We start from the raw sequence: 14,541 nt of genomic DNA, 5'->3' as shown, positions 1-14,541 counted from the left end.
TCCCGGCCAGCTATATCGCCGGACTTGGGGCCAAATTGGGTGAGCCATCGAACTCCGATAAGCTTAACCCGTCTCCGCAGTCCCGCTGCTATAACAGAACCTGCGCACTTCACGCGAGGTCCCCCTGACGCGATGACAGATAACACCGAACGACCCATCACCTATCGCGACGCTGGCGTCGATATCGATGCGGGAAACCAGCTCGTTTCCGCGATCAAACCTTTGGTACGCGCCACCCAGCGCGCAGGTGCTGACGGTGACGTCGGCGGCTTTGGCGGCCTCTTCGACCTCCAGCGCGCCGGCTATAGCGATCCGATCCTGGTCGCAGGAACAGATGGCGTAGGCACCAAGCTCAAGATCGCCATTGAAACCGGTCGCCATCATACGATTGGCATAGATCTAGTCGCGATGTGCGTAAACGACCTGATCGTTCAGGGCGCGGAACCCCTGTTCTTCCTCGATTATCTGGCAACCGGCCATCTAGATGTGGAAACCGCACGCGACGTCGTTGGAGGCATTGCCTCGGGATGTCGTGAGGCTGGATGTGCGCTCATCGGCGGTGAAACCGCTGAAATGCCAGGCATGTACCAGGGCTCCGATTACGACTTAGCGGGGTTTGCTGTCGGAGCAGTCGAACGCCGCGATCTTTTGCCTCGCCGGGACATCGCCATTGGTGATGTGCTCATTGGCTTGGCCTCTTCCGGGGTACATTCCAATGGATACTCCCTCGTGCGCCGGCTCGTAGACGAAGCACAATTGAAATGGTCGGCTCCCGCTCCTTGGCAACCCAACACGTCCGTCGCCGAAGCGCTGTTGACACCCACACGCATCTACGTGAAGCCCATCCTCAGCGCGCTACGCGAAACCGGCGGCATCGACGGACCAATCAAGGCAATCTCGCATATCACTGGCGGCGGTCTTACAGAGAACGTGCCACGGGTTCTCTCACCTAGCATCGGAGCACGGATCGATCTGTCCAGCTGGAACGCACCGGCTGTCTTTGGATGGCTCGCGCGCACAGGTCGGCTCGATGAAACCGAATTACTACGTACCTTCAACTGCGGGATCGGCCTCGTAATCGTCGCTGACCCGGCCGGTGCGCCCGCTGTGCTGGAAGTGCTCGCGCAAGCTGGTGAAACAGCGAGTATCGTCGGGGAAATATCAGAACCGACCGGGCAGCGCACGCAGGCCAAGGGCCACGGCGAGACAGAAGCCGTAACGTATATCGGTCGTTTGGAATTCGCATCATGAGCTCGACCGAAGCGGGCTCCAAACCCGTCAAAAAGCGCGTAGGCGTGCTAATCTCCGGCCGCGGCTCCAACATGATGTCCCTGGTCGAAGCCACAAAGGCACCCGACTATCCTGCTGAGATTGTCGTTGTTGTCTCAAATCGTCCGGAGGCTCCGGGGCTTGCCTGGGCAAAGGACCGCGGCATTCCAACAATCGCGCTGGATCACCGCACGTTTCGGTCCCGTGAAGAGTTCGATGATCAGCTCCACCGGCTATTACTCGCCGCCCGGGTTGAGATCGTTGCCTGTGCCGGCTTCATGCGCTTGATGACCCCAGAACTTGTTGCGAACTGGCACAATCGGATGATCAACATTCATCCCTCTTTACTACCTTGTTTCAAAGGCTTGCATACGCACGAACGCGCGCTCGCAGCAGGGGTGAGAATATCGGGCTGTACCGTCCACGCAGTTCGACATGAAATGGACACGGGCCCGATTCTTGGCCAAGCAGCGGTTTGTGTAGCTGCAAATGACACCGCAGAATCTCTCGCTGCGCGGGTGCTGGCGGCGGAGCACAAGCTCTATCCCCAAATACTGCGGCTATTTGCTTCAGATCAAATCCTGTTGGATGAGAATGCCGTAATCACGAAACATTCATTTCCAGAGTCTCCGGCAATATTTTCCCCGAATATTTAACCGTACATTCAACATCTTAACGACTTTACTTAATCTATTGCGCCAAAATGTAGCGGAAGCCAGGAGACTAATAGACTCTGTCAACCCTCAGGTGATAGAGCCTGTCTGTTTCGCACGATTGAAATGCGGATCATTGGGGGCCTTTCGCATCACGTTCCACCGTTTTCCAATTTGGAAACGTCGAAAAACCATGCCTGCCGTTCGATGATTTCGCTAACTGTGCCGCGCGTAACACACTTTTTTTGCGGACTTGGCATTAGATTCCATCTTGGTCCACGACCGCTCGTTAACGACGCCATTAGTTACTTTGTGCGAAGTAACACCGCGCGTTTCACATGGCCCCGCCAGCATCTCAAGTTGGCCCGGCCATTGCAGTGCCGATAACTCGTATGCAAGACCGCGCCTGCCCGTTAGGAGAATGAACCATGAGTATGATCGAAAGCCCTTCCAGCCAGTTTGGCGAGGAGAGCATATGGTTCAAACTGTCGCCACTTCTCAAAGATCCCACCAATCCGATGGGCATGCTCATGCAAATGTCGGAGCGCTATGGACCGGTCATTCCGGTCAACATGGCCCGGCAGCGGGTCGTGTTTATTAGCGAGCCGGAATACTTCAAGCATGTGCTCGTCACCAAGACCGACAATTACGTGAAGTATTTCGACGGTCTGATTCCGATCTTCGGTAAATCGATGATCACTTTGGATGGCGCTCTTTGGCAGAAGATCCGCATGCCCCAACAGGCGGCGTTTCATCCCGATATGTTTGCGGAATACATCCCGTATTTCAATCAGGCAATCCAGGCAAAGCTACAAAGATGGGCTGATCTCGCTAAGTCCGGTGAAGAAATCGAGATGGTCGAACAAACCTGGACCCTTGCAGCCGACATGATCTGCAAGGCACTATTCGACCGCGATATGCCGTTCAACCCGCATTTCATTTTCAAATGCGTAAAAACCTATACCGACGTCAGCAGCCACAAAGAAATTCGCGTTAAGAAACAGCATGGCGAACTCTTTGAAGTTGCGGGTGCCGACACTGCGAAAGCGGTCGAGAGCTGGTGGAGCGTTCCGCCGGCCGTTATGGGCGCTGATCCGCGTGAAGAACGCGAGCAGACGCTCCTGAAAATGATCGAAGCTGCCGCAGCTGACCCCGAGATGCCAGAGTTCGATCATCAGCAAGCCATCGACGAACTCAAGCAATACCTATGGGCCGGCACCGAAACCACAGCTCTGGCCCTGGCGTGGGCACTCTATCTCGTATCAAAACATCCTGAAGCTGCCGAACGCATCCGCCGCGAAGGCGAAATGGTTTGCGGCGACCGCGAACCAACGGCGCACGATTACTCCGCACTCGTCTATACGCGCGCAGTCATCCAGGAAACGATGCGTATGTACCCGCCGGTCTGGAGTCTCATCCGCACCGCGGCAGGCCCGGACGAGATCGACGGCAAGAAAATCGAAGCTGGTGACCGCATCGTGCTGTTTAGCTACGGAGCACACCACAACCCGCGCTTCTGGGACGCCCCTGAGGAATTCCGCCCCGAACGCTGGATGGGTGACGCGGCTAAAAAACGCGTCAAATACTCCTACATCCCATTCGGAGCCGGGAAACGCTCGTGCATCGGCGGCGCCATGAGCCAGGTTGAAAACACCCTGGCACTCTCTGTTCTGCTGCGTCGCTTCCGTCCTGAGTACGTCGGTCCCGAACCGGCACCGCTCAACGCGACGGTGACCCTGACGCCGAAAGGCGGACTCAAATTCCGCATTCGTGAACTAAGCTAAAAAGCACCAAACTTTTTACGAGGGGCGGCCGATATTTCGGTCGCCCTTTATTTTTCACGAGGTCAACGCTTTGTCCCGTAGCGTAATTTCACAACCCCACTCTCAAACGTCTGAATACCGTCGAAATCGAGATCGGCACGCCGCTCAAGCGACATGAGCATCGTCAAGCCTGCACCAAGCAGGACCGGTGCTACGCAGATTTCCACCAAATCCACAAGGTCGGCCTCAAGAGCGGACTGCATGGTCAAAGCTCCGCCAACCACCCAGATGTCTTGCGTCGTGACACAACGCGCAGCCTCAACCGCCGCCCCAATGCCAGTCTTCACCACCATTGTATTCTCGGGCAAACTGGAAATCTGCGAAGAGCTCAGGACGTAGGCGCGCTTGCCCGCATACGGCCAACCATTGAATGCCTGCATAATTTGATAGGTACGCCGTCCTAAAATAACGGCACCGACTTCTCCCATGAAGCCGGTGCCGAAAATAGCACCTTGGTAAGGCAGCAACCAATCGGTATCGCCTGTGTTATCGGCGATAAATCCGTCCAGACTCGTTGCTGCGTACAGCCTTACCTTCGCCATCGAGACTCCGCGCCGTTAGCACTGCCCCGCAGCAGGCGCCGGACCCCTGAATTATCCGACAATCTCGCTATCACTGAAGTTGAGAGCGATTTCGCGTTGTGCCGATGTCGGACTATCTGACCCATGCACTGAATTCTCACCCTTGGAAAGAGCAAAAAGCTTCCGGATCGTACCTTCGGCAGCTTCAGCTGGGTCCGTGGCGCCCATAACCTCGCGATACTTCGCGATCGCATTTTCGCCCTCGAGCACTTGGCACACGATTGGTGCCGACGTCATAAAGTCACAGAGTTCACCGTAAAATGGGCGCTGAGCGTGCTCCTCGTAGAACTTCTCAGCTTGCTCGCGGCTCCAGAGAACCCGCTTTTGCGCGACGATACGCAGGCCAGCTTTCTCAATAACGGCGTTGACAGCCCCGGTGATATTCCGGTTCGTCGCATCCGGCTTGATAATGGAAAAGGTCCGCTCGATGGTCATCTCGGGCTCTCTCGTTTCTGTTTGTTGAAGGCTCGGCGCGGTTTATAGCTGTGCCCTGGTTTGATCACAAGGCTCGATAGAAGGCACCGAGTGGATCGAGGCAATATGTTTGGACTTGCGATCGCAACCTAAGCGCGATGGCCATGTAAAAGCCCGGTTTTTAATGTGATGAAGCAGAAGGGGCGCTCAAATTCATGCCATTCGCGCCTGAAATGGGTGAATGGCATTCAGGCCTGATCGTTGACGCGGCGCGCCGATCGGAGGAAAACGAAGCGGCACACCAGTGGTCCCAATATTCATGAAGCGATATCGCTTAAAATACGCCGGCTCGGCTGTGAGAAACGGATGACCGAAACACCCACGGCAACTCAGTGGTACATCGCCCGCGACGGTGCGCAGCATGGCCCCTTGTCCGATGCTGAAATCCGCATGTTCGTGCAATCGGGGCATATGCGCCCGACAGACCTCGTCTGGCGCCCCGGCTTTGCCGAGTGGCAACCGGCACAGAGCGTATTTCCGCCACCGGCCCCCACACCACCAGCGGCACCATCAGAACAAGCCCCGCAAAGTCCTTCTGCCCACCAGGCACCAGGACCGCGGCCTCATCATAGCGAGCCATCACAGCCAAGACCCGAACAACGGTCTCCACAAGCTCCTTCCAGTCCGGCAGCAGCACGGCCCGCCGCAGGCAATCCAGCCAGCAATCCGCCAGGACACGCAGGAGCTGGAGGTCATCCAGGTCATCGCCCCACCACCACGGGTGCACCCAACAGAGCATCTCAGGACCCTTATTCTGCAAGACAAGCGGGACCTCATCCGGCAAGCACACATGTCGCGCCGACAGAAAACGAAGAAGAATATCTTGAAGACGAAGCGCCACCGCCGCGCCGCCGCTCACGCGGCGCGATCGCCCTCGTCGCAATTCTGGTGCTGATCGGCGCAGGCGGCTGGCTCGCTGCGACGAACCAGGACACCATCCTCGCGATGGCAAATATGACAACGAACGGCGACAACGGCCCACCGGTCGTGAAAGCTGAGGGCGAAACCAAAACGGCCGCGCTCGATAACAGCCAGTCAGCAGCCAATTCGCCCGCGCCTCAACCTACTCCGGCGACACCTCCGAGCCAGTCCACGCAAAAGCCGACTGTAACGCCGCAGATGATCGACGAGAACTTCCAGCGCTCACAGCTCTGGCAGCAGCTTAAGGCCGACTTCCCGGAGTGGTACCAGACGAATATCGAAGAGGCAGCACGGATCGTCTCGGCAGGCACAGAAGCCGACATGTCGAAGCACTTGATCGTTCAGCTTGTCGAACTGCGCCGCAAGAACGCTGAGCATGCCCTCGCGGCCGACACATCGAAACTCATCAACGTCGCACAATCCTTTCTCGCGAATTTGAAGAGCTTGGCCAGCCATTCCGCCGCCACCTGCTATTCGTTTATTGGCCAGGGGGAATCGAGTCCTGCAGTAATCGAACTCTTCCCACAACGCGGTTATGGCGAAGCGATCGAAGCTCAAATTGCAGCGATTTTTGAAGCCGTCTCCGATGGCCGCAAGTCGCCGGTGTCACGCGTACGAGCGACAAAATCCGATTATGATGTTCTCGCTGCCGAGCTAACCAAGCTGGGATGGTCAAAAGCTGATCTGCGCGTGTTTGCTGATCCAAAAGCACTGGCTCAGACTGAGCACGAGAAGGTCTGCAAGATGGTCCAGGATTGGTTCTCCGCACACCTTGCAATCTCCGATGCCGCAGTTCAGGAGCGCTTGCTGTTTGAGACCTTGCGCCCCATCGTGGCAGGCTAAAAACGGCGCGGTTTCCATGCATCTCCAGCTAAGGGCAACCATCCCGATTTCGCGTCGGACGAATATGCTCTATTGCATGTAGACCATGCTTCATATCAACGATTTGACATATCGGATCGAGGGCAAACCCATCCTCGAAGGCGCGACGGTTGCGATCCCCACTGGCCACAAGTGCGGGCTCGTGGGCCGCAATGGCGCTGGCAAGACAACGCTCCTCAAACTGATCACCGGAGAACTGAGCCCAGACGACGGCACCATCAACGCGCCACGCCACGCCCGTATCGGCCACATTGCTCAGGAAGCCCCCGGCGGCGATTTCAGTCTGATTGATTGGGTGTTAACTGCCGATACAGAACGCTCAAGCTTGCTGGCAGAGGCCGAAGTTTCTCAGGACCCGGCACGTATCGCGGCGATCCACGAACGGCTGGTGGACATCGACGCGCACTCAGCACCAGCACGTGCCGCACAAATCCTGTCCGGCCTCGGCTTCGACGAAGACGCGCAGCGGCGTGCGTGCAAAGAATATTCCGGTGGTTGGCGCATGCGGATAGCGCTCGCTGCCGTGCTGTTTCTGGAACCCGAAATTCTTCTGCTGGACGAGCCGACGAACTATCTCGACCTCGAAGGCACGCTTTGGCTTGAGAACTACCTGCGGACCTACCCGCACACCGTTCTTATTGTCAGCCACGATCGCGACCTTCTCAACCAGGCCGTCGGCGCCATCCTGCATCTCGATCGCGGTAAGATCACCATGTACGCCGGCGGCTACGATGACTTCGAGGAAGCTCGGCGCGAGCAGCAACGCCTGCAGTTGAGACTGCGAAAGAAGCAAGACGAACAGCGTCGGCACATCCAGGCTTTCATTGATCGCTTCCGCGCCAAAGCGACCAAGGCGCGTCAGGCTCAAAGCCGCATGAAAGCCCTCGCGAAGATGCAGCCTATCGCAGCTGCGACGGAAGACCGGGTCGTACCCTTCGCACTGCCGGCTCCGGAGAAGATGATCGCAAGTCCACTGCTACGTCTGGAGGGAGCCTCCGTCGGTTACGCACCGGACCAACCTATCCTGACAAAACTCAATCTGCGCATCGACAATGACGATCGCATCGCCCTGCTCGGCCAGAACGGCAACGGGAAATCGACATTTGCGAAACTGATCGCCGGGAAGCTCGCGCCTCTATCAGGCGAAGTTTTCGGCGCGGCCAAAGTTTCAGTCGGGTACTTCGCGCAACATCAACTCGACGAACTCGATCCCGCGTGGACGCCCTACCACTACATCGCGGACTTGATGCCGGAGGCCACTGAGGCCGCAAAACGCGCGCGCCTGGGAACCTGGGGCTTCGGCGCGGACAAGGCCGACACCGCTTGCGACGATCTTTCCGGCGGCGAAAAAGCCCGGTTGCTTCTCGCCCTGACAGCGTTTCACCGTCCCAATCTGCTGATCCTCGACGAGCCCACCAACCACCTCGACGTGGATTCCCGCGAGGCCCTGATCCATGCGCTGAGTGACTATGAGGGGGCAGTCATTCTCATCAGTCACGACCGTCACCTCGTCGAAGCGACGGCCGACCGGCTTTGGATCGTCGCCGGCGGCACCGTCAAAAGTTACGACGGCGACATGACGAGCTACCGAACGGACTTGCTCGCAGAGCGAGCAACGCGCGCCCCCGCTGCAAAATCAGGTGACAGTGGAAACGACAAGACCGACCGTGCCGCAGAACGCCGATTGGCAGCCGACCGGCGCGCCGAATTGGCGCCGTTGAAGAAGGCGGTCCGCAGCGCCGAACAGAAACTCGAAAAGCTCAACGCCGAGATTGTAAAACTGGATACAATCCTGGCCGACGAAACCCTCTACACGACCGATCCGGCGCGCGCACAGAGCACGGCTCAGCAGCGCGGACGTTTAGCCAAGGAGTTACAACAGGCTGAGGAAACTTGGCTTGAAGCAAGCGAGGCTTACGAAAACGCCGAAGCACTTCAGAAGCAAGCTAGCTGACGTGCGGATCATGATGTTTATCATTTAAAAACAACGGATAAGATCTGGGATACTTCATACCTCCGCAGAGCGGTTTAAGACGCTTTACACACAGCTATCACCAACGTTTTCCCCAGACGCTTTTCGAATCTAAAGAACTAATCAGTTTTGCCATCCGTGAGATAGTCACCCCACTCCTTTTCCGATATGACGGATTTGCGACGAGGAAGCCCTGACCGCGTATAGCGGGGTACGTGCCGAATTTGTTTAGAGGGCAAAAGCGGGTTCGTCAGGGCTCCCCGCCGCGGCCTTCTCTCCATCACTCTCCATCAGAATTGAGTTGCAGTCCGGCTCATGATCGAGCCCGACCCAACTGTAGTGGCGGGCCTATTGCCACCGACCATTGGAGAGAACTTTCAATCCATCAGGCGCGCGACGCAGCGTGTAGATCCAGCAACCTCTGCGCGTACCATTGGCCAGAGTCGCGCACGTCAGGATGCGTCGATAGAGATCCGAAGGACTGCCACCAGGAGTGACGTCCTCATACGGATCGAGCCACCTGAACACAGCATCGGGATCAGCAAGGCGCATGACTTCGCCGTGCACCACAACGCCGCGATTTTCATCCGCGAGCACCGCACCGGGATAGCCGCCAAGATCATAAAGTTGACCGGTTACCCAAGCTGCACCCAACGTCGTCGCTCCACACGCGAGACGTTGCCGCTCCCGCGCACCGAGGGCGCCACTAGCAGCGCGCATAAGCGTGCCATAGACGAACAAGTGATATCGGTCGTCCTCGCTCATGCCGGGACAGTCTCCAGTCCCACGCTGATCGAATTGCGAGCATCGCTCACCGCTAGCTCCTCACATGGCGGGGAATTTTGGCTCCCATCCCCAAGCCTGTCATCCCGGCAATAAATGCCGGGATCCAGCTGTCCACCGGGAGACCTCTGCGGCATGCGCAGAACCTTCGCAATAAAGACCCAGCCAAACCTTGGGCACGAGTATGACATGACGGCTCAGCGCACAGCGAGAGTGCCGTCTCTACCCCGCAATCCTCGAGAAGTCCGCAACCGTCAACGTCGCGGCCCGGATCTCCGAGAGCAGTTTCAACCGGTTCTCGCGCAAGGCCGCATCCTCGGCATTGACGATCACTTTATCGAAGAAATGATCGACAGGCGCTCGTAGCTCCGCGAGCGCGCGCATGGCACCTTCAAAATTCTCGACATTGATGGCCGCCTGCGTATCGAACTTGACCTTGGCGATGGCAGCCGCAAGTTCGCGCTCAGCGGGCTCAACAAGCAGCCGGCCCTTCGGCTCGCCCGAATAGCTCGCCTTGTCCTTCTTCTCTTCGATGGCCAGAATGTTGTTGGCACGTTTAACGCCTGCCAGAAGGTTCGCGCCGTCATCCGTTTCGAGGAAGGTCGACAATGCCTCGACGCGTTTCACGATCAGCGCCAGATCATCCTGTCCCGGCAGCGCAAAAACGGCATCGATCAAATCATAGCGCTGCCCCTGATCACGCAGATAGACTTTGAGGCGGTCGGCGAAGAAATCGAGGAGGTCGTCGGCAATCTGGACTGAACGCGCAAACTTCTCCGTCCACCCGGAACCAAACGCACTCTTGAAGAGCTGATTCTCAACCTGCATTTCGAATAGTTCTGTTTCGCGAAGCTCTGGCGGTAAGTCATAGAGTGCCTTCAAAACAGCATCGCTCTCCGAACCTGCGATTTGTTCGCCCATGAGCATCGCGTGATCTCGCAGGCGTTTGAAAAGCCCCAACCGCAGATCGTTCTCCAACACGATCCGAATAACACCTAGCGCCGCACGGCGAAGCTGATAGGGATCACCCGAACCCGTCGGCTTTTCGTCAATCGCCCAGAAGCCCACAAGCGTATCGAGCTTGTCCGCCAGCGCCACCGCAACCGACACCGGTGCCGACGGCACGCTGTCACCAGCACCTTTCGGCTTGTAGTGCTCTTCAATCGCCGAAGCGATCTTGGAATCGATGTGTTCGGCTTCCGCATAATAGCGGCCCATCAAGCCTTGCAGCTCGGGGAACTCCCCGACCATGCCGGAAACGAGATCTGCTTTGCACAATTGCGCAGCGCGGCGTGCCAATTCAGGCTCAGCATCCGCCGCTCCCGCGATCTGATCGGCGAATTCCGCAATCCGCTCCGTGCGATCCCATTGCGTGCCAAGCTTCTCGTGGAAGGTGATGGCCTTAAGCTCAAGCCGCATATCTTCCAACGGATGCTTCTTGTCCTGCTCCCAGAAGAACTTTGCATCCGAGAGCCGCGCGCGCATGACCTTCTCGTTACCCGCAATGATCGCAGAACCTCCGTCCTTCGCGATCAGGTTGGAAACAAGAACAAAACGGTTCGCCAACTTGCTCGTCTCAACGTCGCGCAGAGAGAAGCACTTCTGATGCGTCTTCATCGACGTCATCAGGCACTCCGCTGGCACCTCAAGAAATTCTTCGTCGAACGTGCCCATGAGCACGACAGGCCATTCACAAAGCCCGGCGTTTTCGTTGAGCAGCGCGTCATCTTCAACCAGCTCAAGACCGGCGTCCGTCGCAAGTGCCCGCGCATCCTCCGCGATCATCGCTGCGCGTTCAGACGTCGGCAGAAGCACCTTTTTTTGTTTCAGCTTTTTGCCGTAGTCGGCAAAATCCGAAACAGCGAAGGCATTGCCTCCGTGGAAGCGATGGCCGCGTGTCGTATCTCCCGCGGCGATGCCGGCGATCTCAAAACCCACGACCTTGCCATCGAGCAGGCAAAGAACCGATTGCAGCGGCCGGATCCATTGAAAGTCACCGCTCCCCCAGCGCATCGATTTCGGCCACGGAAAGCGGCCGGCAACTGCCGGCACAACCTCACTGATAAGATCGACGGCGGAACGGCCCGGCTTATCTATTTTGGCGAGATAGTAGTCACCCTTCTTCTCATCACTGACGATTTCCGCAGCCTCGATTGAATCCAATCCAGCCGCCTTCAAGAACCCTTGGATCGCTTTATCCGGTGCCCCAACGCGCGGGCCTTTCCGCTCCTCGGAAATCGCAGGTGACGCCTCCGGCACATCCTCGATGACGAGGCTCAAGCGACGCGGCGTCGCAAACGCCTGCGCCGCCCCGCACGTAAGACCGTGCGCACCGAGGCCTTCGACCACCAGCCGCTTCAAATCGTCAGCGGCCCGCTGTTGCAAGCGGGCCGGAATTTCTTCCGAAAAGAGTTCGAGTAGGAGCTGTGCCATACGCCCTCAGTAGCCGCTAGGTGCAGGAGCGTTGCTCGGCTGAGGTTGACCCACCTCACCTGGCTTCGGCACGCCATCACCAAGCGGATAGATCTTGTCCACCTCAACCAACACGGCGTTGCCAAGTTCAACGTCGGCACCCGTGTAGTGCAGATAACCGATACCAACCGCGATCAGCACCGTGAGAAACCAGAACACCGGCCGTTTTAGGATTAGTGCCGCAATGAGCAGCACCGGCACCACGATGATCGCAATTCCGATCCAATGGCTCATCATAGTCCACCACCTTCTGTTTTCAGCCATGCTCCGCAGCAGGCTTTTGTGAGTTCACGTACCCTGAGGATATAACTCTGCCGCTCCGTCACGGATATGACGCCGCGTGCATCCAGCAGATTGAAGATGTGGGACGCTTTGATGGCCTGATCGTACGCAGGCAACACCATGACGTGCCGATCACCGTCGGCTCCCGCCTCGAGCAACTTCTGACAATGCATTTCGGCATCTTTGAAATGACGCAGAAGCATTTCGGTGTCCGCGTACTCGAAGTTGAAACGTGAATATTCCTGTTCAGCCTGCAGGAAAATATCGCCGTAGGTCAGCTTTCGCTCATCATCCCGCCCGTTGAAGTTGAGATCATAGACGCGGTCGACGCCCTGAACGTACATGGCCAGTCGTTCGAGCCCGTATGTGATCTCACCCGCAACCGGACGGCAATCAAAGCCACCAACCTGCTGGAAGTAAGTGAACTGCGAAACTTCCATTCCGTTGCACCAAACTTCCCAGCCCAGCCCCCACGCCCCCAGCGTCGGGCTCTCCCAATCGTCCTCAACGAAACGTATGTCATTGATCGTCGTATCAATTCCGATCGCATCCAGACTTTCCAGGTAGAGGTCCTGAAAATTAGCCGGCGACGGCTTCATGATGACCTGGAACTGATAGTAATGCTGAAGGCGGTTTGGGTTTTCACCATACCGGCCATCCTTCGGCCGTCGCGACGGCTGCACATAAGCCGCGTTCCACGGCCGCGGTCCAAGAGAACGCAGTGTCGTCGCGGGATGAAACGTCCCGGCCCCGACCTCCATGTCGTAAGGCTGCAGGATGACACAGCCTTGGCGCCCCCAGAACTGCTGCAGCGTTAGGATGAGATCCTGAAAGGATTGGGCAGGCCGCAGCACCGCGTCGGCGCCCGATCCATGCGCAGTCTTTGCCGATTTTGTGGCGGCAGAACTTACCATAGGGATTTTGCGTTTCTCATAAGGCTCAATGGAGCGGCGAATATACGCGCTTCGACGACCTTGTCACCATGCTCACCATGCCGCTCCTAATCGCGGCAAAATAATGCGCGCCTGCAGGAATTACGGAACATCAGGAGCATACGGACGTTGTATGATCATTCTCAAGTGGTGGAGTGCATACCATGACCGTCCTTAAAGTTATCGAGTTGATGTCCGAGTCCGATGAGAGCTGGGAACATGCAGCGCAAAAGGCTGCCGATAAAGCGGGAAAGACCGTGAAGAACATTCGCTCCGTATGGATCAAGGATTTTGCCGCGACTGTGGGCTCAGACGGCAAGCTCGACACCTACCGAGTAACCTGCAAAGTCTCCTTCGAGGTCAAAGACTAACCCAAACAGTACACGTTTACCGATCAGCGCTATCTGCCGAGCCTAATGCCGTGGCCGGTAAATTCCGCTTGCTGGGTCGCGTTCGAGCGCCCCCATATCGCGAGGCTCGGCCTCAGCCACATCACTGGGAAACGAAGAACGGTTGATCGATTTGTGTACTCCACTGCGAACCAATCGGTACCCGGCATAAGCGCCAAGGCCCGCGACAGCCAAGAGGATTAGAGGTGGCATCTTTAAAGGCCTCTCAACACTGGCCGATCACGGCCATGCTGGCATCCTACAATCCATACCGCGACCAGAGCCCACGCGCCTCGATCGCGGACACGAGATCATCTGCCAACGATCCGGGATTTGCAATGAACTCCTGAGCAGAAGGTGGACGCCGCATCGCGCCGAGCAACCCACTGCGCGCCGTCGGAACCATACGCAGAACAACCTTATCGCCATGAAGCTCACGCATCTTCGTGCGCACGTCCGTGATCCCGTCGATCAACCCGATGTCCAGAGCACGCTTCGCAGACCAAAAAGCTCCGGAAAATACTTCCGAATCTACAACGGCAAGTTTGCTGCCTCGACGCTCCTTCACGACGCCGATGAACACATCGTGCACGTCACGCTGTAAATCTTTAAGCCGCTCGACATCCTCCGGCTTCTCGGGCTGAAATGGATCGAGCTGCCCCTTAGCAATCCCCGCTGTATAGACGCGCCGTTGGATACCCAGTTTTTCGATGGCGTCAACGAAGCCAAACCCAGCGGAAATCACCCCGATTGACCCAACAATAGAGGCGGCATCCGCATAAATTTCATCTCCCGCGACAGCAAGATAGTAGCCGCCCGACGCCGCCACATCCTCGCAGAAGACATAGATCTTCTTGTCCTTCTCCTGTGCGAGCTGACGTAAACGCTTGAAAATCAGGCTTGACTGAACGGGTGAGCCACCGGGCGAATTAATCAGCACCGCCACCGACGGCAATTTCGATAGGCTAAACGCACGCTCAATTGCTGCCGCTGTCGCCCCCAGGGACAAACCCGGACGCAAGGGAGTCGACATTCCGATAGGTCCCGAAAAACGTAGCACAGGAACCACAGGGCGACGGCTAAAAGGCCACATATAAACGTCCTCACT

14 protein-coding genes are annotated in these 14,541 nt (G+C 57.2%); 6 read left to right on the top strand and 8 right to left on the bottom strand.

Features of this window, described 5'->3' with window-relative positions:
* Window positions 1-132: 132 nt before the first annotated feature.
* From purM to YBN1229_RS17855, 3 genes are all read left to right on the top strand, one after another.
* Window positions 133-1,251, top strand: coding sequence for a phosphoribosylformylglycinamidine cyclo-ligase (gene purM, locus YBN1229_RS17865; RefSeq protein ID WP_046479518.1), 1,119 nt, complete (start codon window positions 133-135; stop codon window positions 1,249-1,251).
* Window positions 1,248-1,925 carry a phosphoribosylglycinamide formyltransferase gene (gene purN / locus YBN1229_RS17860; protein WP_046479517.1) on the top strand — a complete coding sequence of 226 codons (678 nt, stop codon included), beginning with the start codon at window positions 1,248-1,250 and terminating at the stop codon, window positions 1,923-1,925. The genes purM and purN overlap by 4 nt, the downstream gene beginning before the upstream one ends.
* Window positions 1,926-2,350: 425 nt before the next feature.
* Entirely contained in the window at window positions 2,351-3,706 is a 1,356-nt protein-coding gene (locus tag YBN1229_RS17855) for a cytochrome P450 (protein ID WP_090228073.1), read from the top strand.
* 62 nt (window positions 3,707-3,768) lie between these two features.
* Here the strand turns inward: YBN1229_RS17855 and YBN1229_RS17850 are convergent, their stop codons facing one another.
* Both YBN1229_RS17850 and ndk read right to left on the bottom strand, forming a co-directional pair.
* Entirely contained in the window at window positions 3,769-4,287 is a 519-nt protein-coding gene (locus YBN1229_RS17850) for a dihydrofolate reductase family protein (protein WP_046479515.1), read from the bottom strand.
* A gap of 51 nt (window positions 4,288-4,338) precedes the next feature.
* On the bottom strand, window positions 4,339-4,761 hold the full coding sequence (ndk, locus tag YBN1229_RS17845) for a nucleoside-diphosphate kinase (protein WP_046479514.1): 423 nt from the start codon (window positions 4,759-4,761) through the stop codon (window positions 4,339-4,341).
* A 345-nt stretch (window positions 4,762-5,106) separates the two neighbouring features.
* Here ndk and YBN1229_RS17840 point away from each other — a divergent pair, with 345 nt between their 5' ends.
* Entirely contained in the window at window positions 5,107-6,564 is a 1,458-nt protein-coding gene (locus YBN1229_RS17840; RefSeq protein ID WP_046500987.1) for a DUF4339 domain-containing protein, read from the top strand.
* Between the two features lie 85 nt (window positions 6,565-6,649).
* A complete protein-coding gene (locus YBN1229_RS17835; protein WP_046479510.1) occupies window positions 6,650-8,557 on the top strand; it encodes an ABC-F family ATP-binding cassette domain-containing protein in 1,908 nt (635 codons plus the stop codon).
* Between the two features lie 366 nt (window positions 8,558-8,923).
* On the opposite strand, the gene YBN1229_RS17830 is transcribed toward YBN1229_RS17835, so the two are convergent.
* From YBN1229_RS17830 to YBN1229_RS17815, 4 genes are all read right to left on the bottom strand, one after another.
* Window positions 8,924-9,340 (bottom strand): gamma-glutamylcyclotransferase family protein, encoded by a 417-nt coding sequence (locus tag YBN1229_RS17830; protein WP_052744067.1) that lies wholly within the window; start codon window positions 9,338-9,340, stop codon window positions 8,924-8,926.
* A gap of 240 nt (window positions 9,341-9,580) precedes the next feature.
* Complete coding sequence (gene glyS, locus YBN1229_RS17825) at window positions 9,581-11,791, bottom strand: glycine--tRNA ligase subunit beta (protein ID WP_046479509.1); 2,211 nt, start codon at window positions 11,789-11,791, stop codon at window positions 9,581-9,583.
* A 6-nt stretch (window positions 11,792-11,797) separates the two neighbouring features.
* On the bottom strand, window positions 11,798-12,067 hold the full coding sequence (locus YBN1229_RS17820; protein WP_046479508.1) for a hypothetical protein: 270 nt from the start codon (window positions 12,065-12,067) through the stop codon (window positions 11,798-11,800).
* Window positions 12,064-13,026, bottom strand: a complete 963-nt coding sequence (locus tag YBN1229_RS17815; protein WP_082101205.1) for a glycine--tRNA ligase subunit alpha — start codon at window positions 13,024-13,026, stop codon at window positions 12,064-12,066. The genes YBN1229_RS17820 and YBN1229_RS17815 overlap by 4 nt, the downstream gene beginning before the upstream one ends.
* Before the next feature lie 182 nt (window positions 13,027-13,208).
* On the opposite strand from YBN1229_RS17815, the gene YBN1229_RS17810 reads away from it, so the two are divergent.
* Window positions 13,209-13,415: a dodecin family protein gene (locus tag YBN1229_RS17810; RefSeq protein ID WP_046479507.1), complete on the top strand. Its 207-nt coding sequence runs from the start codon at window positions 13,209-13,211 to the stop codon at window positions 13,413-13,415.
* Between the two features lie 42 nt (window positions 13,416-13,457).
* Here YBN1229_RS17810 and YBN1229_RS18795 read toward each other — a convergent pair whose 3' ends face one another.
* Together YBN1229_RS18795 and YBN1229_RS17805 are read right to left on the bottom strand one after the other, a co-directional pair.
* Window positions 13,458-13,646 carry a hypothetical protein gene (locus YBN1229_RS18795; protein ID WP_046479506.1) on the bottom strand — a complete coding sequence of 63 codons (189 nt, stop codon included), beginning with the start codon at window positions 13,644-13,646 and terminating at the stop codon, window positions 13,458-13,460.
* Between the two features lie 46 nt (window positions 13,647-13,692).
* Window positions 13,693-14,466: a S49 family peptidase gene (locus YBN1229_RS17805; protein ID WP_348270693.1), complete on the bottom strand. Its 774-nt coding sequence runs from the start codon at window positions 14,464-14,466 to the stop codon at window positions 13,693-13,695.
* Window positions 14,467-14,541: the final 75 nt, after the last annotated feature.

Source organism: Candidatus Filomicrobium marinum (assembly GCF_000981545.1).
GTDB lineage: Bacteria > Pseudomonadota > Alphaproteobacteria > Rhizobiales > Hyphomicrobiaceae > Filomicrobium > Filomicrobium insigne.
The sequence above is the reverse complement of the archived record's forward strand: the minus strand, read 5'-3'. Positions and strand labels throughout refer to the sequence as shown.

Coding starts and splice junctions, on each gene's coding strand:
- purM (WP_046479518.1), top strand. CDS start 133: ATGACAGATAACACCGAACGACCCATCACCTATCGCGACGCTGGCGTC.
- purN (WP_046479517.1), top strand. CDS start 1,248: ATGAGCTCGACCGAAGCGGGCTCCAAACCCGTCAAAAAGCGCGTAGGC.
- YBN1229_RS17855 (WP_090228073.1), top strand. CDS start 2,351: ATGAGTATGATCGAAAGCCCTTCCAGCCAGTTTGGCGAGGAGAGCATA.
- YBN1229_RS17850 (WP_046479515.1), bottom strand. CDS start 4,287: ATGGCGAAGGTAAGGCTGTACGCAGCAACGAGTCTGGACGGATTTATC.
- ndk (WP_046479514.1), bottom strand. CDS start 4,761: ATGACCATCGAGCGGACCTTTTCCATTATCAAGCCGGATGCGACGAAC.
- YBN1229_RS17840 (WP_046500987.1), top strand. CDS start 5,107: ATGACCGAAACACCCACGGCAACTCAGTGGTACATCGCCCGCGACGGT.
- YBN1229_RS17835 (WP_046479510.1), top strand. CDS start 6,650: ATGCTTCATATCAACGATTTGACATATCGGATCGAGGGCAAACCCATC.
- YBN1229_RS17830 (WP_052744067.1), bottom strand. CDS start 9,340: ATGAGCGAGGACGACCGATATCACTTGTTCGTCTATGGCACGCTTATG.
- glyS (WP_046479509.1), bottom strand. CDS start 11,791: ATGGCACAGCTCCTACTCGAACTCTTTTCGGAAGAAATTCCGGCCCGC.
- YBN1229_RS17820 (WP_046479508.1), bottom strand. CDS start 12,067: ATGATGAGCCATTGGATCGGAATTGCGATCATCGTGGTGCCGGTGCTG.
- YBN1229_RS17815 (WP_082101205.1), bottom strand. CDS start 13,026: ATGGTAAGTTCTGCCGCCACAAAATCGGCAAAGACTGCGCATGGATCG.
- YBN1229_RS17810 (WP_046479507.1), top strand. CDS start 13,209: ATGACCGTCCTTAAAGTTATCGAGTTGATGTCCGAGTCCGATGAGAGC.
- YBN1229_RS18795 (WP_046479506.1), bottom strand. CDS start 13,646: ATGCCACCTCTAATCCTCTTGGCTGTCGCGGGCCTTGGCGCTTATGCC.
- YBN1229_RS17805 (WP_348270693.1), bottom strand. CDS start 14,466: ATGTCGACTCCCTTGCGTCCGGGTTTGTCCCTGGGGGCGACAGCGGCA.